20 protein-coding genes are annotated in these 21,223 nt (G+C 57.4%); 5 read left to right on the top strand and 15 right to left on the bottom strand.

The window, feature by feature from the left end; translation table 11 throughout:
* Nucleotide 1: 1 nt before the first annotated feature.
* The 4 genes from ACR3E4_RS07710 to ACR3E4_RS07695 all read left to right on the top strand — a co-directional run bounded on the left by ACR3E4_RS07710 (nucleotide 2) and on the right by ACR3E4_RS07695 (nucleotide 6,611).
* Complete coding sequence (locus tag ACR3E4_RS07710; RefSeq protein WP_170361224.1) at nucleotides 2-1,678, top strand: alkaline phosphatase family protein; 1,677 nt, start codon at nucleotides 2-4, stop codon at nucleotides 1,676-1,678.
* A gap of 104 nt (nucleotides 1,679-1,782) precedes the next feature.
* Nucleotides 1,783-3,291: a DUF1214 domain-containing protein gene (locus ACR3E4_RS07705; RefSeq protein ID WP_216602361.1), complete on the top strand. Its 1,509-nt coding sequence runs from the start codon at nucleotides 1,783-1,785 to the stop codon at nucleotides 3,289-3,291.
* A gap of 201 nt (nucleotides 3,292-3,492) precedes the next feature.
* A complete protein-coding gene (locus tag ACR3E4_RS07700; RefSeq protein WP_170361226.1) occupies nucleotides 3,493-4,938 on the top strand; it encodes an IS1182 family transposase in 1,446 nt (481 codons plus the stop codon).
* 299 nt (nucleotides 4,939-5,237) lie between these two features.
* Entirely contained in the window at nucleotides 5,238-6,611 is a 1,374-nt protein-coding gene (locus ACR3E4_RS07695; RefSeq protein ID WP_170361228.1) for a transposase, read from the top strand.
* A gap of 153 nt (nucleotides 6,612-6,764) precedes the next feature.
* On the opposite strand, the gene ACR3E4_RS07690 is transcribed toward ACR3E4_RS07695, so the two are convergent.
* The 9 genes from ACR3E4_RS07690 to ACR3E4_RS07650 are packed head-to-tail and all read right to left on the bottom strand — an operon-like array spanning nucleotide 6,765 to nucleotide 14,560.
* The gene (locus tag ACR3E4_RS07690; RefSeq protein WP_437438583.1) at nucleotides 6,765-7,145 is read right to left on the bottom strand and encodes a citrate/2-methylcitrate synthase; all 381 of its coding nucleotides are present in this window, start codon (nucleotides 7,143-7,145) and stop codon (nucleotides 6,765-6,767) included.
* Nucleotides 7,126-7,953 (bottom strand): citryl-CoA lyase, encoded by an 828-nt coding sequence (locus ACR3E4_RS07685; protein ID WP_170361230.1) that lies wholly within the window; start codon nucleotides 7,951-7,953, stop codon nucleotides 7,126-7,128. Before ACR3E4_RS07685 ends, ACR3E4_RS07690 begins: the two co-directional genes overlap by 20 nt.
* Nucleotides 7,950-9,143 carry a CaiB/BaiF CoA transferase family protein gene (locus ACR3E4_RS07680; RefSeq protein ID WP_170361232.1) on the bottom strand — a complete coding sequence of 398 codons (1,194 nt, stop codon included), beginning with the start codon at nucleotides 9,141-9,143 and terminating at the stop codon, nucleotides 7,950-7,952. Before ACR3E4_RS07680 ends, ACR3E4_RS07685 begins: the two co-directional genes overlap by 4 nt.
* The gene (locus ACR3E4_RS07675) at nucleotides 9,140-10,585 is read right to left on the bottom strand and encodes an aldehyde dehydrogenase family protein (RefSeq protein WP_170361234.1); all 1,446 of its coding nucleotides are present in this window, start codon (nucleotides 10,583-10,585) and stop codon (nucleotides 9,140-9,142) included. Before ACR3E4_RS07675 ends, ACR3E4_RS07680 begins: the two co-directional genes overlap by 4 nt.
* Complete coding sequence (locus ACR3E4_RS07670) at nucleotides 10,582-11,274, bottom strand: hypothetical protein (RefSeq protein ID WP_170361236.1); 693 nt, start codon at nucleotides 11,272-11,274, stop codon at nucleotides 10,582-10,584. Before ACR3E4_RS07670 ends, ACR3E4_RS07675 begins: the two co-directional genes overlap by 4 nt.
* An 8-nt stretch (nucleotides 11,275-11,282) precedes the next feature.
* Complete coding sequence (locus tag ACR3E4_RS07665) at nucleotides 11,283-12,272, bottom strand: agmatinase family protein (RefSeq protein WP_171186054.1); 990 nt, start codon at nucleotides 12,270-12,272, stop codon at nucleotides 11,283-11,285.
* On the bottom strand, nucleotides 12,269-13,144 hold the full coding sequence (locus ACR3E4_RS07660) for an arginase family protein (protein ID WP_170782105.1): 876 nt from the start codon (nucleotides 13,142-13,144) through the stop codon (nucleotides 12,269-12,271). The genes ACR3E4_RS07665 and ACR3E4_RS07660 overlap by 4 nt, the downstream gene beginning before the upstream one ends.
* Nucleotides 13,144-13,818, bottom strand: coding sequence for an arginase family protein (locus ACR3E4_RS07655; RefSeq protein WP_170361242.1), 675 nt, complete (start codon nucleotides 13,816-13,818; stop codon nucleotides 13,144-13,146). The genes ACR3E4_RS07660 and ACR3E4_RS07655 overlap by 1 nt, the downstream gene beginning before the upstream one ends.
* Entirely contained in the window at nucleotides 13,811-14,560 is a 750-nt protein-coding gene (locus tag ACR3E4_RS07650; RefSeq protein ID WP_170361244.1) for an arginase family protein, read from the bottom strand. The genes ACR3E4_RS07655 and ACR3E4_RS07650 overlap by 8 nt, the downstream gene beginning before the upstream one ends.
* Before the next feature lie 106 nt (nucleotides 14,561-14,666).
* Between ACR3E4_RS07650 and ACR3E4_RS07645 the strand changes: the two genes are divergently transcribed.
* Nucleotides 14,667-15,374: an IclR family transcriptional regulator gene (locus ACR3E4_RS07645; protein WP_170361245.1), complete on the top strand. Its 708-nt coding sequence runs from the start codon at nucleotides 14,667-14,669 to the stop codon at nucleotides 15,372-15,374.
* An 8-nt stretch (nucleotides 15,375-15,382) separates the two neighbouring features.
* Here the strand turns inward: ACR3E4_RS07645 and ACR3E4_RS07640 are convergent, their stop codons facing one another.
* From ACR3E4_RS07640 to ACR3E4_RS07615, 6 genes are read right to left on the bottom strand one after another with little or no spacing between them, the layout of a single operon-like run.
* Entirely contained in the window at nucleotides 15,383-16,186 is an 804-nt protein-coding gene (locus tag ACR3E4_RS07640) for an ABC transporter permease (RefSeq protein ID WP_170361248.1), read from the bottom strand.
* A 10-nt stretch (nucleotides 16,187-16,196) separates the two neighbouring features.
* Nucleotides 16,197-17,099 carry an ABC transporter permease gene (locus ACR3E4_RS07635; protein WP_170361249.1) on the bottom strand — a complete coding sequence of 301 codons (903 nt, stop codon included), beginning with the start codon at nucleotides 17,097-17,099 and terminating at the stop codon, nucleotides 16,197-16,199.
* Entirely contained in the window at nucleotides 17,096-18,184 is a 1,089-nt protein-coding gene (locus ACR3E4_RS07630) for an ABC transporter ATP-binding protein (protein WP_170361251.1), read from the bottom strand. The genes ACR3E4_RS07635 and ACR3E4_RS07630 overlap by 4 nt, the downstream gene beginning before the upstream one ends.
* A gap of 56 nt (nucleotides 18,185-18,240) precedes the next feature.
* Complete coding sequence (locus ACR3E4_RS07625; RefSeq protein ID WP_170361253.1) at nucleotides 18,241-19,299, bottom strand: ABC transporter substrate-binding protein; 1,059 nt, start codon at nucleotides 19,297-19,299, stop codon at nucleotides 18,241-18,243.
* Nucleotide 19,300: 1 nt separating this feature from the next.
* Complete coding sequence (locus ACR3E4_RS07620; protein WP_170361255.1) at nucleotides 19,301-20,149, bottom strand: alpha/beta fold hydrolase; 849 nt, start codon at nucleotides 20,147-20,149, stop codon at nucleotides 19,301-19,303.
* A gap of 10 nt (nucleotides 20,150-20,159) precedes the next feature.
* On the bottom strand, nucleotides 20,160-21,218 hold the full coding sequence (locus tag ACR3E4_RS07615) for an ABC transporter substrate-binding protein (RefSeq protein ID WP_170361257.1): 1,059 nt from the start codon (nucleotides 21,216-21,218) through the stop codon (nucleotides 20,160-20,162).
* Nucleotides 21,219-21,223 lie beyond the last annotated feature (5 nt).

The following is a 21,223-nucleotide window of genomic DNA, read 5'->3' as shown; positions in this document are numbered from 1 at the left end:
CATGTTGCGGTTCTGGTTAATAACTCTTTCGATGACCATTACGGCACCTGCTCTTGCACAGGAGGCGCCCAAGCTCATACTTCAGCTTACGGTTGACCAGCTTCGCGGTGATCTGATTCAACGCTACAGCAAGGGTATGGGCGAAGATGGCTTCTTTCGGCTGATTAACGAGGGCGTTCACTATGCAGATGCCCATCATCGCCACGCGAACACGGAAACCATCGTCGGCCACACGACACTCGCAACCGGGGCGGACCCCTCGGTGCATGGTATGGTGGCCAATCTTTGGTTTGATCGGGTGACCGGGCAGCAATTCTATAACGTGCAGGATGCCGATTACCCGCTTGTTGGTGCCAGTGGCGTTGACAAGGACAGCGAGATCGACCCGACGCAACGTGCAGCCACCACCGATGGCCGGTCGCCGCGCTCGATTATTACCTCGACCATCAGCGACGAAATCGCGCTGCATTACGGGCCAGAGGCCAAGATCTTTGGTGTGTCGGTCAAGGACCGCGGCGCGATTTCGATGGCAGGGCATGCGGGGCAGGCCTATTGGTTTTCGAAATCTGACTATGGCTTTGTAACCTCCACCTACTACCGGGAAGATTATCCTGATTGGGTCGAAGAGTGGAACGATTCCGGGAAGGTCCGCTCTTATGAGTTCCGCGACTGGAACCTGCTGTTGCCAGAAGAAAACTATCTCTTTGCGAACCGGGACAATCAGGAATGGGAAACCATCATGGGCGAGTTCGGCCGTGTTTTCCCCCATTCGTTTGGACCGGCTGACGGAGATTATTACACAACATTGCTGACAATCAGCCCAGCGGGGGACGCGCTGACGTTGGACTTTGCCAAGGCCCTGATCGAAGCGGAAGACATCGGTCAGGATGATGTGCCCGACTATCTGGCAGTCAGCCTGTCTTCGACGGATTACGTGGGCCATATCTTTGGCCCCTCCAGCCTTGAATCCGAGGACAATCTGAAACATCTCGACAAGGAACTGGGCGCTTTCCTGACCTATGTTGATGAGACGATTGGTCTGGATAATGTGCTGATCGTTTTGTCTGCGGATCACGGCGCGTCGGAAACTCCGGGTTCCTTGGCCGAAATCGGGATTGAAGCGGAGTATTTCGATTTTAACGCAATTGATAGAGAACCGGGCTTTAACCGGCTGAAGGAACAATTTGGTGTTTCCAAGGAACTGATCGCAAACTTCTCACAGCCTTATCTGTACCTGAACAAGGAACTGATCAGAGAGCGCGGGTTGAATGAGCTGGAAGTTGAGCGTGCTGTTGCCGAAGAGCTGGTAAAGATCCGAGGGATTGCCTTTGCTGTCGGCGCAACCGAACTGCGCAACGGACTGGTCGGCGATACACTTGTAAACCGGGCGGTCGAGGCGAATTTCCACCCTGATCGGTCCGGCGATATCTATATCGTTTTTGAACCGCACTGGTTCGTTGCCGATCTGGATGGACTGATTGTCGCCGGCTCGCACGGTGCGCCCTGGCCGTATGACTCTTATGTGCCCATCATCGTTTCTGGCCCAAACATCGAAGCTCAGCGTGTGGTTCGCCGCGTCGAAACCGTCGATCTTGCCCCTACCATTGCTGCATATCTGGGGATCAAGGCCCCGACGGGGGCTGGTGGTAAGATTTTGCTCGAGGTGTTCGAAAACTAATTCGACAATATGAGAATCCACCTGGCAATCCCTATCGGAAAGGAATGCCGGTGATACCCAATTCTTTTGGGGTTCTGCGCCCCCTAATCTGAGGAGACACAACCGTGTTCAAGCCAATAAAAACCTTTGTACGTTCTGCGGCCCTTGCCGGTCTACTGGGCTCTGGCGCCGTGGTCCCGAGTGTCAACGCTCAACAGACATTTGATGATACAGGTGATATTCTTGCGAGATCTGCACAGGTCGAAGATATCGAATATCAGATCATGGTTCAGCGTGCGACGCAGACTGCCCTTTGGGGAATGCCAGCGGCGGGTATGATTGACTTCCTGAAAGGGATCAGGCGCGACCTCGGCGGCGATTACAATGATGTTGTCTATTTGAACAAACCATTTGATTCCAGACATGGTTTCTTAACCGCCAACGACGTGACGGCCTATTCATGGGCTTCAATGACGTCCGCGCCCGGTCCGCTGGTGATCGAGGTTCCTGCAGCCAACGACAAGGTCGACTATTTCGGGTCTATCGTAAATGCATGGGATCAGCCTATTGCTGATGTTGGGCCAGATGGGTTCGACAAGGGTAAGGGCGGCAAATACTTGCTGCTGCCCCCGGGATATAACGAGAAGTCCTTGGAAGAGCTGGAAGCTGCTGGCTACTTCCCGTTTGAGACGGACACCTTTGAATCCGGCTTCTCCTTTCGTCCACGCCTTTACAACGGGGCCACGGATCTTGATGCGGCGGAATATGCCCAGACCATCAAAATCTACTACCTGTCCGAGGCCGACAACCCGCCTCCGACTACTTATCACGAGGCATCTGAAGTGCCTTATGACTCACTGCCCTATTACAACGAGACCTACTTTCAGGATCTGAACGACTATGTTCAGAACAACCCGATCCGTCCGCAGGACAAGATCATGATCAATTTCCTGAAGGATCTGGGCATCGAAAAGGGCAAGCCGTTCGAGCCGACGGAGCGTCAGATGAAGGCGATGAACGAAGGTTTGGTTCTGGCCTATGCCTCTATGCAGCGGTATTTTGTCGAGCCTGGCCTTGCAACTATCCCGTTGTGGAAGAACGAGGATGGCTCGCTCAAGAACCAGTGGTTGGTCTGGGATTTTGCAGAAGGGCAACCACAGGCAGGTTTCCCGTATGAGACAGACACCGAGGTTTTGGTCGATGACCGGGCTGGTGGTACCTATTTCTGGATCACATACCTGCCCAAACAACTGGGTGGCGGAACCTTCTACCTTACGGGTCTGCGCGACAGCGACGGCGAGATGTACGACCATAACAAGACCTACAAGCTGAACGTTCCTGCGGATACGCCTGCGGACAACCTGTGGTCAGTCATTGTTTACTCAATGGAGACGAAGAGCTTTATCCGCAATGTTGATCCTGTCGGTTTGTCGTCGCGAAATGAAGACACGATGCAGGTCAATGATGATGGTTCTTATGACATCTATTTCGGCCCCGAAGCGCCGGAGGGCAAAGAAAGCAACTGGATCCCGACGACAGAAAGCTACTTCCTGCTCTTCCGTCTTTACAGCCCGACGCCGGGCTGGATGGAAACTGGCTGGATGCTTGGAGATGTGGAGAATATTTCCGACTGATAATTTGGCTTGGGCGCCGGGCGAAATGGGCATCTGGCGTCATTTTTTTCTGTGTTAGCAAAAAAGTGTTTTCAATGAAGTCTCTGAGAGCAGCCATGCACCAAAACTGTACGTAGGTCAGCTTTGTCCGGAGGCTGTGTGAAAACTCCCGCTGTTGCCGGAGAGATGGTATGCTTTCGGCATTGGATGTGGAGGCATTCCATGGGGCAGTTTATCGAAGGCGTGGATCGACATCAGGCGATGTTGTTGCCCGAATGTCTGGACGATTATGTTGACGAAGACAGCGCCGTCCGAGCGATTGATGCATTCATCGATATGCTCAGCTTGGCGGATTTGGGTTTCCAAACCTCACCAGCCGCGACCGGTCGGCCTGGTTATCATCCTGGACTTATGCTGCGGGTCTATCTCTACGGATACTTGAACCAAATTCAGTCTTCGCGGCGGCTAGAGCGGGAGTGCGGCCGCAACCTGGAACTCATTTGGCTGACGGGCCGATTGAAGCCCGACTTCAAGACGATTGCCGACTTCCGCAAGGATAACGGTCCGGCGATCCGCAAGGTATGCCAACAGTTCGTCGCTCTATGCCGTGACATCAATCTGCTGGATGGAAACCTGGTCGCCATCGATGGCAGCCGGTTCAAGGCGGTGAATGCCAAGGCCAAGAACTACACGCGCGGCAAGCTGCGCCAGAAGCTGGGTGAGATCGACAAGGCCATTGAGCGCTATCTGGGTGAACTGGATCGCGCGGACGAGGTGTTTGAACAGACCGGCACCGTGTTGCCCGCGGCACGAATGGAACGCACGCTGAGAAAGCTGGAACATCTGCAAAAGGAAGCGGCGCGCTACAGATCAATCGAGAGACGCATGGATGAAACCGGCGAAACGCAGGTGTCTCTGAGCGATCCTGACGCGCGATCCATGGCCACAACGCCCCGCATGCCCCGCGTCGTTGGCTACAACGTACAGACGGCGGTTGAAGCCGAGAACCACCTGATCGTCGCGCATGAAGTCACCATGCATGGATATGACAGGGATGCCTTGTCGATGATGGCGGCGGCTGCGCGCGATGCGATGGCCTTGGATCGGATCGAGGCCATAGCCGACAAGGGGTATTACAAGAGCGAGGAAATCCTTGCTTGCGAAGAAGCCGGTATCTCTGTCGTCGTTCCCAAGCCTCAAACCTCGAATGCCGGAGCCCGGGGCCAGTTCGACAAAGCCGACTTTGCCTATGATGCGGAGAACGACGTTTATATCTGCCCCGCTGGCGAGCAACTGAGCTACCGGTTCACGGGGCCACAGGACGGCAAAGCTATCAGGGTCTACTGGTCGAGCAATTGCGAAAGCTGTGTCATCAAGGACAAGTGCACCACTAGCAAACAGCGCCGCATTCGCAGGTGGGAACATGAAGACGTGCTGGAACGCGTACAGCATCGGCTGGACCAGGACCCCACCCAACTGGCTGTTCGCAGCATGACCGTCGAGCACCCCTACGGCACGATAAAATCGTGGATGGGAGCTACACACTTCAAGATGAGACGGTTGAAAAACGTTGCCACGGAGATGGCCCTGCACGTTCTTGCCTACAACTTGACCCGTGTCATGAAGATCATCGGCATCCCGGCTTTGGTTGCCGCGATGAAAGCCTAAAAGGCGCCTCCTTGGCCAAAAAACAGCATCCCGAAGAAGCTAAATCGTCCCGATGGCCTCAGAAACGGCACTCTGGCCAAATCTGAAAGATCAAAGAGGACAAATCGAAAAAATACGCTCCAACACCCAACCCCGGGGAAAGCTGCACGAACCTAGCCCGTTTCCACACAGCCTCTCCGCTCAGCGGACCTTCGCCGCACGCCACATCAAGGTCTGCAATGCGGAGATAGTGTTGAAAAAGTCGGTTGATTGGTTGGTCTGGCGCTGATTCACTCGTTTTGAGAGTGGAGGACTTAGCAATGATGGGACCGAGGCAGGTGGCGCAGGGTGCGCTGTTTTATGAGTTCTCGATTGACGAGTTTGTTCCTGCCGATCACTCTCTACGCGGCATTGATCGTTTCCTTGACCTGTCAGACGTTCGACCGCTTCTGGCACCGTCTTATAGCGCGCATGGTCGTCCTTCGATTGACCCTGAGTTGATGATCCGGATGCTGTTGTTGGGCTACTGCCAAGGCATCAGGTCCGAGCGCCGCCTTTGCGAAGAGGTGCATGTCAATCTGGCGTACAGATGGTTTTGCAGGCTCGACCTGACTGACCCGGTGCCTGACCATTCAACTTTCTCGAAGAACCGGCATGGGCGTTTCCGGGAGAGCGGTTTGTTCCGACATCTCTTCGAAACCGTTCTGAGACGCTGTATTGATGAGGGTTTGGTTGGCGGCGAGAGTTTTGGTGTCGATGCCAGCCTGATCCCGGCGAATGCCAACCAGACACGCGGGATTGAAAGCAAGGAAGGTCTGCCCCCCGAACTGACCACCCGCGTGGTTGAGGAATATCTCGAAACGCTGGATGACGCCGCATTCGGCGCGTCCACCAAAGTCGTCCCCAAATACATCTCGCCGGTGGACCCTGCGGCGCGCTGGACAGGCGCCGATGGAGGGGCCGCATTCTTTGCATATTCCACCAACTACATGGTGGATTTGGACAATGCAGTCATCGTGGATGTGGAACCATCCGTACCGATCCGAACCGCGGAGGCCTTTGCCGCGCGACGGATGATCGACCGCATCACGGATCGCTTTGACATGACGCCAGACAAGTTGGTTGGCGATACAGGCTACGGATCGGCAGAGATGCTGGGCTGGCTGGTCGAAGAACGCGGCATCGCCCCGCACATCCCGGTCTGGGATAAATCCAAACGGACGGACGGCACATTCTCACGCGAAGACTTCATCTACGACCCCGCGACCGACAGCTACTCATGCCCTGGCAACAAGGAGCTGCGAACATATCGCCGGAACTTCTCCAAACCGCGAAAGCCGAACGGCGGCAAAGACGGGTTCATCAAATATCGAGCGTCAAAGCACGACTGCGACGCATGCCCATTGAAGGCAAATTGCTGTCCAAAACAGCCAGCTCGAAACGTGCTTCGCTCCGTCCACGAAGCAGCACGCGACGCCGCCCGCGATATCCGAAAAACAGACGCCTACATGACCTCGTTCATTCAAAGACGGAAAGTCGAGATGCTGTTTGCCCACCTGAAGCGATACATCGGCGTGCCGATGATGCGACTTCGAGGACCCAAAGGTGCATATGAGCAGTTCCAACTCGCAGCCACAGCTCAAAACCTAAGGAAACTCGCAAAACTAGCCCCGCAACCAGAACCAACAGGCTGAGAGGAACATCCCAAGCGGCTTTTGCCATCGCTCATCGGCAGTTCCAACGTCGACTTTTTCAACACTATCCGGACAAAGTGCAAGTTCGCGGCGCTTGCACCAATGGCCGCTTGATTGCTCTTCGCTGACGTCAGAACAAGTGTGAAATTCGTATCATTTCTCACTTGGGGTGAGATATGTCCAAAGACGATCTTTAGGTAATGGACCTTTGTTACGACCGCCTTGTTGGGTCTGCTCCCAGGCGTGTGCCAGGATGCCCACTGACCTAGAAAGGCAGAACAGTCCACTCGCGAGTGAGGCTTTAAAGCCAAGCTCGACGTAAACTGCGGCGGTCGCGCCATCGATGTTCATCGGGATTGCGCGACTTTTGATATCTGACAAATACCCCTCGATCTGCGGTGCGAGTCTGGCACAGGCCATAACCTCAATTGCGTCATATTTTTCCAGTGTTTTGAAATAGATGCCGCTGATGCAGCCGCAAACGATAGCTCCGGCCTTAAGAGGTTTCGTCGGTTTAGCTCTCCGATTTAACACCAATGTATTCCGGCAGATAGCGCGGTGGCATTGGCCCTTTGTTCCGGCCGCCCTGCTGCATCTGTTCCCAGCCATGAGACAAGACGCCTACCGAGCGGGAGAGACAGAACAGACCACGAGAGAGTGGGGGCGGAAAGCCCAGCTCGCAAAAGATAACAGCCGTGGCCCCATCGATATTCATTGCGATCTCAGTGCCGCGCTTGCGTCCGATTTCCGCCTGAATAGCCTCGCCAATGTCGGCAAACCGCCCATCCACCGTACCGGACTTCGCGGCCTCGCGTACCAACGCCATCAACCTTGGTGCGCGGGGATCGACGGGCTTGTGGAAGCGGTGGCCAAAGCCCGAGACAATTTTGCCATTTTCCTCACGCCAGGCGGCGATACCGTCGCGGACGGCACTTTCATGTTCAGCGCCGTCATCGATCCGTTTGGCGATGTCGAAATAAAGTTCTGCGCATTGTTCACCGGCGCCGCCATGCACGTCACCCAGCATATTGACCCCGGTTGCCATGACGTTGTTGAGCCCCAGCCCGCAGGTCGCGGCCATACGGGCGGCGGCAATCGAAGGCGCTTGCGGACCATGATCCACGCCCGCCACCAGCGCACATTCGAAAAGCGCCGCCTGTTCTGGCGTGGGCATATCGCCCCGCACCATGAGCCAGATCATCTGAGCAAAGCTAACAGAACCTATAAGGTCCTGGATCGGGTGGCCGCGAAAGGCGATCCGCCCTGGAGCCATGTCGATGATTGCGGTGCGCCACCAGTGGCGCATGTCATCGACCTCTTTGCGTTCTGAGGGGGCCGTCATATCGCGTCTTCCTTTTTCAGGTCCGAGATCTGGGCATTGTTATAGCCAAGTTCGCTCAGGATATCGGCTGTATGTGCACCCAAGGTCGGGGGCGGCGAATCGACACCAGGGGCCGTGCCATCAAGCTTGGCGCCGATCCCGACCAGTTGCAGATCCTCAGATCCTATACGGTGGGTTTGCAGCAGGCCCCGATCGGCAAGCTGCGGATGCGTCAACGCCTCAGGCACCGACCAGACAGGCCCTGCGGGAACGCCCTGTGCTGTCAGCTTGTCGACCCACTCATGGGTGGGGGCCGTGGCAAAGGCCGCTTCCAGTTCGGCGGTCAGGGCGGGCCGATTGGCCAGTCGGTTCTTTCGGTCGGCAAAGCGTGGGTCCTGCGCAAGGGCCGGGTTGTCGAGGATCCCGCACAGGGCCTCGAACTGTTCTTGCTTGTTGGCGGCGATATTCATCACGCCATCGGCGGTTCTGAAGGTGCCGGATGGGCTGGCGGTGAAATTATCGTTGCCGTTTGGAGTGGGTGCCTTCCCGGCGATCAGATGGTTTGACACCACCCAGCCCATTGTCGCAATGACGGCCTCGAGCATCGAGACGTCAATGAACGTGCCGCGGTCTTCGGCCTTGTTAGCAAGCGCAGCGGCGACGGCGAAGGCGGCCGTCATCCCTCCGATGGTGTCGGCCATCGGGTAGCCCACCCGGTAGGGCGCGGTGTCGGCATCGCCGGTGATCGACATCACGCCGCTCATCCCCTGCACGATCTGGTCATAAGCGGGCAGTTTCGCCAGCGGGCCATCTTGGCCGAATCCGGAGATCGCACAATAAACAAGGCGCGGGTTTTCCTGACGGAGCGTCTCATAGTCAAGGTTCAAGCGCGCCATCACCCCGGGGCGGAAGTTTTCGACTAGGGCATCGGCCTTTTGCACCAGCTCCTTCAGGATGCGTTTTCCGGATGCCGATTTCAGGTTCAAGGTGATCGACCGTTTGCCCGGATTTTGCGCCAGAAAGGAAACGCCCATAAGGTCGGCGTTGCGCGCGGGATCAGCCCCCAGCTGGCGCGCAAGATCACCGGTGCCCGGGGTTTCGACCTTGATCACGTCGGCCCCCATATGGGCCAGCTGATGACAGCAGAACGGACCGGCCAGCACATTGGTCAGATCAAGAATGCGAATGCCCTTCAAAGGTGCCTGCGTCATTGTCCGCGCCCCTCGTGTACAACCTTGGCTACTGTGAAAAACTCGCGGCAATAGCTGCCTTTTTCCGGCGCGCCATAGGATGATCCTTTTCGGCCCGTGAATGGCGCGTGAAAATCCATGCCTGCCGTGGGAAGATTGACTTGTACCATGCCTGCCTCGGCGTTCTGCGAGAAATGGTCGATCTTGGCCGCATCCCGCGAGATGATGCCCGCTGACAGGCCGAACTCACAGTCGTTGGCGCTGGCAAGGGCGGCCTCATAGTCCGGCACGCGCAACACAGCGGCGATTGGCCCGAAAATTTCATGCCGAGAGATATCCATTTGCGGCTCGGCCCCCACGAACAAGGCTGGCTCCAAATAGTGCCCCGGCGTGTTCAGAGTAATTTGGTCACCGCTGATGAGCTCCGCGCCTTCGGCCTGCCCTCTCGCAATATAATCAAGGTCAATCCGCAATTGGTCGGCGCTCGCAACCGGGCCAATATCGGTGTCAGGCGCACGCGCATCCCCGATCCGAAGCTTTTTCATCGCCGCGGTCATCGCGCTGACAAATTGATCATGAATTCCGTCTTCAACAATCAGCCGCGAAGACGCTGTGCAGCGTTGGCCAGTTGAGAAGAAACTGCCCTGTATGGCGCAGTGAACTGCCAGATCCAGATCCGCGTCATCCAGCACAACCAGCGGGTTCTTGCCCCCCATTTCAAGCTGCATTTTTGCCCCGCGGGCGAACAGCGCAGCCCCCATATTGCGACCGACTGGTGTGGAGCCGGTGAACGTGACCCCGGAAACCTTGGGGTGTAACACGATTGCCTCCCCGACCTCACGGCCTTTGCCCATCACAAGGTTGAACACACCCTCGGGCAGCCCCGCACGGGCAATGATGTCGGACAACATCCACGCAGAACCGGGCACCAGTTCGGCAGGTTTGAACACGACCGTATTGCCATAGGCCAGAGCGGGCGCAATTTTCCATGCCGGGATCGCCAGCGGGAAATTCCAGGGCGTGATTACGCCCACGACGCCAATGGGTTCGCGCAGAACCTTAAGCGACACACCTTCGCGCAGTGATTGGTAAGCGTCGCCGGTGGCACGATAGGCTTCGGCCGCGAAGTATTTGAACAAATGCCCGGCGCGATGTGCTTCGGCCTTGGCCTCAGGTAGGGTTTTGCCCTCTTCGCGGGCCAGCATGTCGCCCAGCTCGTCCACACGGGCGAGGATTTCCGACCCGATCCGGTCCAGCACTTCGAACCGGACCAGTGGCGATGTTGCGCGCCATTTCGGAAAAGCGGCAGCCGCGGCCTCGATCGCATCGGCAGTCTGCGCGGCACTGGCCTGCGCATAATCCCCGATTGTGTCGTTCAGGTCAGATGGGTTGATGTTTGGAACTGCACCACTGCCAGCGGCCCATGTTCCGGCGATATAGTTGGAAAAGGGATCTGCGGTCATAGTACTTCCTCAAGAACTGGTCGCCACCCGATATCTTCATGCCGGTGGTCTACAGTGTTCACATAAAAATAGGTCGGGCCGTGATAGCCCCGGCATACCCGCCCATCGGCACGGTTGGCGACAGGTTCGGCGGTCCAGCTGACCGCCCCGAACCAATTCCACAAACGGTTATGAGGTGAGGTCAGGTGATCCGGGCGAAGCGGGGCTGCACCATTGGCTGGGTCCGGTTGGGGCGCGTTTGACACGGCGGCACCGCCCACCAACGCATCCCATTCATTGGGCCCAGTCGCACCCTGATAGGGGTCATTTCGGGGCGTATCACCACCGGTCAGCAACCGGCATCGAAACGTAGTGCCATCGATGGACACCTCTGTGCCATAGACATACCCGGCATCGTCCAGATCCTGCCAGCTAACGCGGCTCATTAGCATCCGGTCGGCCACCAGATACCGGGTGCCTCCCTGTTGAAACACATGCCAGTTCAGGCGTTTGGTCGGGTCTTTGGGGCTGTCAGTGAGCGCCCAGTTGTCCCAATCCGGGTCACGTTCAAATTCCGGGAGGTTACCGGGTTGCAGACCCTCGTAGGGGCAAAGCGCTGCAAGATCCGTGATCCAGGGCCGGGTTGCCGGGGCAAGGATCTGTCCTGCATGTGATAGCCCACCCAATTGCCGGGTTCCGATATATTTCATCATAGCTCTTACACCGGTCGCGTGCGGAAGCGCCGCAGGACCCGGAACAGCATTTCCGCCGCCAGGAACTCCGTGCGTTCTGAAGGATCAAGCGGAGGTGAGACCTCGACAATATCCAACCCGCCCAAGGGGGCCTCGGCCAATCCATCCAGCAGGTCGTAGTACTGACGCGGTGTAATGCCGCTGTGCACGATGGAACCCGTGCCGGGAAGGTAGCCGGCGTCCATCGCATCAATGTCAATCGACAGATATAGCTCGTCGCACCCCTGCATGGCATGCGCAAGGGCCTGACGCATCACCTCGGCCGCGCCGAGTTTTTGCACCTCGCCAGATGAAAATACCCGTCCGCCCTGCTCTTCAATGAGCGCGAGATCGCCGCCATCGACCCAGCCCGTGATGCCGATCCAGACCATATTGGAGACATCGATGTTGGGCAGTTCGGAAATCCGGCGCGCGTTGGTTGCATGGTTGTGGCTGCCCCACGCCCCCAGCCGGTCGGAGAAATCGAGATGACCATCGATTTGGATATATCCGAAGCGCGCGTTTGGCGAACGTTTGGTCAGCCCACGGGAATAGCCCAGACAGGCCGGGAAGCTGTTATAGTGATCACCACCCAGTGCCAGTGGGATTGCCCCTGCAACGGTCAGCGTTTCGGTCATTGCAGCGATGGCTTCGGTTGTTGCGTCAACGTCCTGCGCTGTGATCTCTGCGTCGCCGCAATCGATCAGCCAATCGGTTGCAGGCACAGTACGGCGGCTTGTATCGGGATCAAAGCTGGCTCCCTGCGGACGCAAAGATTGCAGAAGACTTGTCGCCCTGCGCAATGCTTCGGGGCCGAACCTTGTGCCAAGGCGGCTGGAATGTGTCCAGTCGCTCGGCATGCCGACCACGCCGATCTTATCGGGACCGACCTCGGCCACGTCGCGCAAAGGCCCATCAAACAGCCGATATCCCGGTTGTGACAGAGGCGGGTGAAATGTGGTATTAGCTGCAGTCATGTCAGTACATTTTCCTTGGGAATTGGGCGCACCGGTCGGTCAATCCCAAAACCGAGGCGCGCATAGATGAATGCCAAAAGAGCCGTGACCATCAGTCGTTGGCCAACCTTCACCACACCCATTCCGGGCCTGCTCGGGTTCAGACCGGTCAACATGATGGCACTGACCTCGTGCTGTCCCAGGGCGCTGAGCCATTGCACCACTGTATCAAGGTCGCAGCCTCCCAAACGGGGCCGATCACAAAGCGCGCTGAGCGATGTTTCAAACACGGACAGATCAAACTGCACAAACAGCGGCTTTGATACATCCCGCCACCTGGAAAACGCGGCAAGCTGCGCGGCAGTGTTTTGGCTGCAGGTCGTGCCACCCCCGTTTGGCAGGGGCGATACATGAAAGTCGCGCGCATCATCTGGCGTACCGCCAAGCTGCACAGTCTGACACTCAGGCAGCTCGCTCTGCACTGTCTTGGACAGGCAATCTGACCCACCCAATATTATGGCGCAGGCACCATTGCGGCTGATCTGACGCGTCGCGGCCTTCAATGCCGCGTGGATCGCGTCCTCAGATCCTGCCGCTATATCTCCGAGGTCACAGAGCCGCTCGTGCAGACCGTCGGTACTGATGTCCTGACGTGCATCGACATCTACCGGGTGACTGAATTGTGGGTTTGCGTGCCAACCGAAATAGACCGAGGTTTCGCGCAACGCACGCGGCGCCAGGGACTGCCCGGCATGCGGCGCGCTGGTGTCTTCAAACGGGACGCCCAGCACTGCCAGATCACCGGGCCTGACATCTTCAATTGCTTTGGTTTGTGCGCGCATAAACGACAGTTGCCCTGCCATGCGCGGCAATGGGGCCGATCGTAAAGGCATCAGCCAGCTCCTTTCTCTAGACGCTCAGTCACTGCCTGCAAGATCGCCAGCGCGGCGCAGGATTCCGTTCTGCCACGATCGTCTAATGCCGGGGCAAGTCCGAAAACTGCTGCGGCGGTGACATTGCCTGGGGTAGTGTCAATTTGCGCGATCATCTGTGCAGGTGACATCCCGGTCAGGCGACGTGGGTGCGACACCCATTTGCCCGCAAGCTCTTGTAAATCCACAGAAAGGATGACCGGTTGAGCGTGAGACAATTGGCCTGCAACGCCCCCTGTGACCTGAATGACAGGAACATCAGCACCTGTGACTTTTTGTGTCGCGATTCCAAGCGCCTTCAGTCCGCTGGAATCTCCGCCAACCAGCACCATCCGCGCGCCGGTTTTCAGAACCGCCTCGCATTGCGAGACAACTGCAGAAAAATGCTTATCCGGCTCAAGCGGAAATACATTCACGTCCCCTAGGTCAATGGCATTCGCGGGGGCCTTTCCGGGTTGGGAGGCGTATCGTAATTGCCTTGCGAGGTAGCGTTGCTCTGCTGCTGGTCGGTCGAGATTGTCACAAAAATATCCTGCTACCGCGACTTGCCCAGGCACGAGGTCTTCCAGATCGCCAACAGGCATGCCCAGAAAACTGGGGATCCCGTCAAACTGTATTTGCGCCGCATCACCCATGACGCAAAGCCGCGTTCAGGGTTTCAATGGCCGCCAATTCCGACATGCCACGCGTGTCGCGGGCAGGCGCAAGGCCAGTGATCACAATCGCCTGCCAGCGGCAGGACATTGCCCCAATGACAGAAACCAAGGTTTCGGGTTTCATTCCGCCTGGGTTAAGGCCGATAGCACCGGCTGCATGCCCCAGATCAACGACCGATATGTCGATCCAGAGAACAGCGCGCTCGGGCGTGTCAGAAAAGTCTGCGTGCCCTTCATCCAACCACCGGGCGGTACGCCAATCCATCGTGCGCTGAGCGATCTGATCCCAAACATCGGCAGGTTGCCCGCCATTCAAACCCACCCAAATCGTGTTTGATGGTCGTTCTGTAAGATCACGCCGAGCCAGTGGCATGGCCGCGACAACCGGCAGATCAGGCAAGGCCCCCAGTACAGCAGAGGCGACATCAGACGCGCCACCCAGAACGACGGGCACAATGCCGCGATCCACCATTTGCGCCACAAGCTGTTTCAATACGCCGGACCAATCGCCCGACAGGTCCAGATTACCCAGATCCCGACCATTTACAGGCAGGCTAGTTCCAAGCTGTCCGGTCATCTTGCGCAGCGCATCCGGTGCCAAGGAGGCGCCGGAACGTGGCCCGCTATCGACTTCGCTTGGAACACCCAAAAGCCCGACAGATCCTGCATCGCATTGCGAAATCTCGCCAAATGGCAGGCCAGCATAACCAGTTGTTATCATTTGTTTCTGCGCGCTATGCATTGCCAGATGCCTTCATTATTTGCGATTTCCAATTGCGTTCAAACCAGCTATAAAAAGTGACGGATTTGCGTCGAAAGGTCTGCCCATGCCCGACAAGCCCCGAACCCCCGACACGAATGGTGGTGTCGAAGCGGTTGAACGTGCATTGCGTGTTCTGGACAGCTTTGAGCCCGGAGATGCGGGGCTTTCTCTGAAAGAGGTCGCGGACCGCAGTGGTGTCAACAAAGCGACAATCCTGCGTCTGAGCGTCTCGCTTGAGAAATTTGGCCATATCACGCGCGACGCCGAAGGGCTGTTTCATCTGGGGCCGTCTTTGTGGCGTCTTGGATCCGTATTTCGCCAGAATCTGCGCATGGGGCCTATTGTGCGCCCGGTGCTGGCGAACCTGGTGAATGCGACGGGGGAAAGCGCGTCGTTTTACGTGCAACGCGGCAACTCCGGCGTTTGCCTCTACCGTGTCAATTCGCCCAGGCTTGCGCGGGATCATATCCAGGAGGGCGAGATAATTCCGCTGAGCACTGGCTCGTCGGGCCGGGTGCTGGATGCCTATTCCATCGGGCATGGCAAAAAGGCCAGCAGCATCCGCAAGGCCGGGTATTATCTCAGCCTTGGTGAACGTGATCCGGACGTTGCCGGGTTGTCTGTTCCGGTTCTTGGGCCTGAGGGCGAGCTGCTGGGTGCCGTCAGCCTGTCGGGTCTGCGCGTTCGCTTCAATGAAACCGCTGTCGAAGGCTATCGCGCTGCGGTGCTTGATGCCGCCCGCCAGATCCGGGCCGAGATTGGTGTGATATAAAGAGCCCATCATTTGTCAGCATTCTTGTTGCGGCCAATCAACTGAACGCCGATGAGCGCCGTGATTGATACGAAAATCAGGCAGGTGGAAATCGCGGCAATGGTCGGATCAAGCTGATCGCGCAGTGAATTGAACATGCGGCGGGTAATTGTGGCATTTTCCCCGCCCGAGACCAGCATCGAAATCACCACCTCATCCAGCGATGTGATGAAGGCCAGAAAGGCCCCGGTCTGGATCGAGAATTTGACTTGGGGTACTGTTATTGTCCACAGCGCGTAAGCTCGGGACGCACCCAGGCTGCGCGCCGCCAGTTCCTGATCGAAGTCATAGTTCTGCAAGCCCGACATCACGGTCACGATTACAAACGGCAGGGCCAGCGCGGTATGGGCGATCACAATACCGGTCAGTGTGTAATTGAGCCCCAGCTTGGCATAAAGGCTGAACACGCCGACGGCGATCAGGATCACCGGCACGACAATGGGCATGATCACGAGGATCTGCGCAGTGTTCCTGATCCGTGGGGTGGAGCAATGCAGCCCATAGGCACAAAGAGAGCCTAAAGGCGTCGCGATCGCCGTGGTCAACACTGCCGCGATCAGAGAGGTCTTCGTGGCGCTCATCCATTCCGCAGAGGTGAAATAGGCCGTGTACCAGCGGAACGAGAACGACGTCGGCGGGAACTCCAGAAATGAGGCCCCCGAAAACGACATCGGGATCACGATCAGCGTGGGCAGGATCAGAAAGAACAGCACCGCGATACCGACCACCGTCAGCCACAGACCGTCAATTTTACGTTGTCCGACTTGTTCCATTCTCAGATCCTTAGCGCATGAAGAGTTTGTCGAGACCGAACACACGGTTCATCAGCCAGATCATCGCCAGTGCCAGCAGCAACAGGACAACGCCCAGGGCGGATGCAGCCCCCCAATTGGAATAGACTGTGATCGTGCTTTCGATCCGCTGCGCCAGCATCTGCACCCGGCCACCGCCCAGCAAAGCAGGTGTGACGAAGAACCCAAGTGACAGGATGAAGACCAGCACGATGCCGGCAAAAAGGCCCGGCAAGGACATCGGGAAAAACACCCGCCAGAATGCGCCGCGCGGGCTGGAGCCAAGCCCAACGGCGGCCCGAACCAGGTCGGTGTCGATGTTGCGCATGGTGGCGTAAAGCGGCAAAACCAGAAACGGCAGCATGATATGTACCATGCCAATGATTGATCCCGTGAGGTTGTGCGCCAGTTGCAGCGGTTCCTCGATGATGCCAAGCGACATCAGCGACGAATTGATGATGCCATTGCGCTGCAACAGCACCAGCCAGGCGTAGGTCCGCACCAGAACCGACGTCCAGAACGGGACCAGCACGAAAACCATTAAAATGGCAGCCGTTCTGTTCGGCATCCTGGTCAGCCAGTAACACAGCGGATATCCGAGCAGGACACAAATCACCGTCACGGCGATGCTGATCTGAAAGGTGACAACAAAGGTCCGCCGATACAAAGCACTTTCAAAGATACGCGCATAGTTTTCCGTGCTCAACTCACCCGCCGCATTGTAAAATGAGAGCGAAGACAGCCAGAAAATCGGCAGAAACACGACAATCAGAATTGCGAGAACCGCGGGCATCGAAAGCCCCAAAAACGTCAGGCGTTCACGGCGCTCTTCGGATTTGAGCGTGCTTGCGTTCCGAAGCGTCTGAGCGGCCCCAAAGGACTCGGCGATGCTCATGATACATTCTCCGGTACGATGATCGTGTCTTCGGGATGCAGGGCCAGGCCAATTTTCTCTCCCTTGGAAGGCAGACCCGTCTGGCCCGCGCGATTGGCAGGGACGCGCACATTGATCTGGCCTGCGCTGTCGTGCTGAACGATAACCAGCACGCTGTCGCCTTGATAAATGATGGCGTCGACCCGGCCGGACAAATCATTGGCTGTTTCAGGCACAGCACCTGAGGTGACCTCCAGCAGCTCAGGCCGGATCACCAGGCGATGGCCGCCGCTCCCCGGAGCAATAGGCAAATCGGATTTCAGCACGCGTTCGCCAAGATGCGCCGTATTATTGGCCACGTTCACCGGCGCCGAAATGGATTCACCGATAAAATCCGCCACAAAGAAGCTGTGAGGCTGGCGATACAGCCGCTCAGGGGTCTCGACCTGCTCGATCCGCCCATGATTGACCACCGCAATGCGATCCGACATCGTCAGGGCTTCGCGCTGGTCATGGGTTACATAGACAATGGTTGCATCCAATTTTTGATGGAGCGCCTTCAATTCAATCTGCATGTGCTCGCGCAGCTTTTTGTCGAGCGCGGACAGGGGTTCATCCATCAGGATGATCTGCGGCTCGAAAACCATGGCGCGGGCCAGAGCCACACGCTGTCTTTGGCCGCCGGACAATTGGGTGATGCGCCGATCCCCATAGCCGCCCAGCTGTACGGTATCCAGCGCACGCTCGGCGCGGGTCTTTTGATCGCTTTTGGAAACTCCGCGGATTTTCAACGGATAGGCTACGTTTTCAGCCACCGTCATGAATGGAAACAACGCATAGCTTTGAAAAACCATGCCAAGGCCGCGTTTGTGCGGCGGCGTTGCAATCATTTCGCGTTCGCCAAACCGAATCGACCCGCCATCAGGACGCACAAATCCGGCCAGCGCCATCAGGAGCGTCGTTTTGCCGGAGCCCGACGGCCCAAGCAGTGTCAGAAATTCGCCTGCAGCGATATTCAGCGATACATCATCGAGCGCTTTGACTGATCCGTAGGCTTTGCACAGGCTGGATATGTCGATGGGAAGGGATTGGGTGGCAGAGGACATGCTAGCTCCTGACTTGAAAAGTGGGCGCAGTGCCAAATGCGCTGCGCCCAGATGGATTATTGCTGGATCAGAGTGTCGAACTCTTCAGTCAACTCACCCAGCTGGCCGATGTAGAAGTTCGGATCGACCAGAAGCTGCTTGCCGTAGTTGTCGGGATGGGTGTTGACCTTAACCGCCATTTCTCCCGAGATAATACCAGTGTCAAACGCACCGGTGTTCACCGGGCCCAGCGGCATCGTGACCGCCAGCCGTGCCTGCGCTTCGGCACTCAGCAGCTCATTGATCAGGCGCATGGCGTTGTCTTTGTTCGGGGCACCTTTGGGCACCAGCAGACAGTCGACATCCATCGTCCCTCCATCGAAGGCATAGGCGACTTCAATGCCGGATGCGATCACGCTTTCCACGCGGTTATGGCCCATGTGGATCACGTCCACCTCTCCATCACGCAGCAGCTGCGCGGACTGCGACCCGCCACGATACCAAACGGTGACCTCTGGTGCGATCTCTCCCAGTTTGGCCCAGGCGCGCGCTTTGCCTTCGTCCGTGGCCAATGTGTCGTAGATATCGGCCATCGGCACACCGTCGGCCATAAGGGCGGCCTCAAGGTTGTAGTTCACCTTGCCGTGCATGCCGCGCTTGCCTGGGAAGTTTTCCAGATCCCAAAACTCTGCCCAGTTGGACGGACCATTGTCGCCAAAGGCATCCTTGCGATACGCAATCACCTTGGTGAAGTTGATGAAGCCGATATAGTTTTCGTGGATCAGCTCTTCGGGGATGCCCGTTGTGTCGACAATCGAGTAATCAATCGGCTCAAGGCTGCCCTCACGGCTGAGTGTTTCACACGAGGGCAAGTCCTGCTCGGTCACATCCCAGGCGACGGCACCCGCTGTGATCTGTGCGCGCACGTCCTGAATACCGTTTGTGGTATCTTCCTTGACCGTGACATTCAGCGCGCCGGCGGCAGGTTCCAGCATGGCGCTGCGCAATGCGTCCTGAAAGGACCCGCCCCAGGATGCAAACACCACCTCGCCCTCGGCGAAGGCTGGCGCAGCCATTGCCAGGCTGCCGGCAACGAGGCTGGTCGCAAGCGACAGTTTTCTCTCTACTTTTTTCATGTCAGTTTCTCCCTTGATATTCTCTCGTTATTTGGTTGGGTTTTTCGTGGTGAACGCCGTGGTTGACTTGCAATGTCTCTTCCACCCAGTCGGCGATCAGTTGCGGCCGTTCGTACATGATGAAATGGCCGGTATTCGGCACCAACTTGATCACCGCCCCGGGAACCCGCGCGCGCAAGGCATCCAGCCAAAGCGATGCGGGGTGGGTCGTCGCCGATCGGCGAACTTCGTGTTCGTCCAGCGACGTTGATTGCAGGATTGTGACCGGGCAGGTGAGCCGGTCGATGGCCGGAACAAATTTATCGCGATCCCATGCAGCCATCGCATGGTAATACGCCTTCAAAACGTCTGCCGGATATTGCGCAGCCCGGTTCACAATATCACGTTTTTGATCTGGATCGAGGTTGTTGACCATCATCCCACCGACTGCCGCCTCCGCCCATCCTTTCTGACCAAGCTGCGCAAGCTGCTCTGCCAGACGCGCAACGGCTTCTTCGGGGTCTTCAGGAACGTTGCTGCCATCCAGCAAAAGAAGATGAGAGACGCGTCCTGGCCAAGTCGCAGCCAGTTCGATGGCAATCCGGGCACCCATGCTGTGCCCGACAAGGGCAAAGCGATCAAAACCCAGATCATTTGCCTGGGCAATCACATGGGCCGCGCAGTCGCTGAGACTGATCGCTCCCCCCAGCGGCACGGCATCGGGGCATCCCGGAAGCTTCGCAAGCCCAATGTGGGCACTGTCTGGAAGGAGCGGGGAGACACCGCTCCAATCCTGCCACCCGCACGCCCAGCCATGAACGAAAAGGACGTTCAAAGGTTCTGCCGGATCGGATGAAGGACTGGAGCGCATCAATTTGGGCCTACTGCTGAACCAGAGTGTCAAACCGCTCTTGCAGTTCTGCGAAGTTTTCGACGTAGAAGCTTGCGTCAATAACCACCTGGGTCTTCATATTGTCAGGGGCGGCATTGTTTTTGGCTGCCAGTTCGGGCGAGATCAGCCCGGTTTCAAATGCATGCGCATTGACAGGGCCGTAGGAGATGGCCACCGCCATGCGCGCCTGCGCTTCGGCCGACAGCATCTCATTGAGAACCCGCATGGCGTTTTCGCGATTTGGCGCGCCCTTGGGTACCAACAGGCAATCCGCGTCGGTCGTGGCCTGGTTCCAGGTATACCCAACCGTTATTGCATCGGCATTCAGCGCTTCTGCGCGGCCGTTGCCGATATGAATGAAGTCAATCTCTTCATCTGCCATCAACTGCGCCGCTTGCGAGCCTCCCCGATACCAGACCGTGATATCGGGCGCGATCTCCTCAAGCTTGGCAAAGGCCCGGTCTACGCCGCCTTCACTCCGCAGAGCGGTGTTTACATCCGCCGGGTCGACACCATCCGCCATCAATGCCGCCTCCAGCGCATGCGACACCGAGTTGAACATCGCGCGTGTCCCAGGGTAGGCTTCGGTGTTCCAGAAATCCGCCCAGGACTGTGGGCCGTTCTCACCAAACTTCTCTGCTTGCCAGCCGATGACCAGTGAATAGGTCAGCATGCCAACCCACTCGCTGTCCACAAGGCTGGACGGCATGCCATCGGTCGAGACCACGCCATAGTCGATGGGTTCCAGCGCCCCCTCCTGCTTCAAACGGGCACAGTCGGACAACGCCTGTTCGGTAATGTCCCAAGCAACCGCACCCGCAGTGATCTGCGCACGCACGTCTTGAATGCCGTTTGTCGTGTCTTCTTTGATGGTAAGACCCAGCTTTTTCGCCGCTGGGTCCAGCATGGACTCCCGAAGCGCATCTTGGAATGAACCTCCCCAGGACGAAAACACCACCTCGCCTTCGGCGAAGGCAGACGTGGCAATGACCAGACTACCGGCTACGAGACCCGCAGTGAGCGTCAATTTTCCGTTATCTTTCGTCATGTCAG

It is taken from the genome of Ruegeria sp. AP11, assembly GCF_056535865.1.
This window is presented reverse-complemented; position numbering and strand designations above follow the sequence as displayed.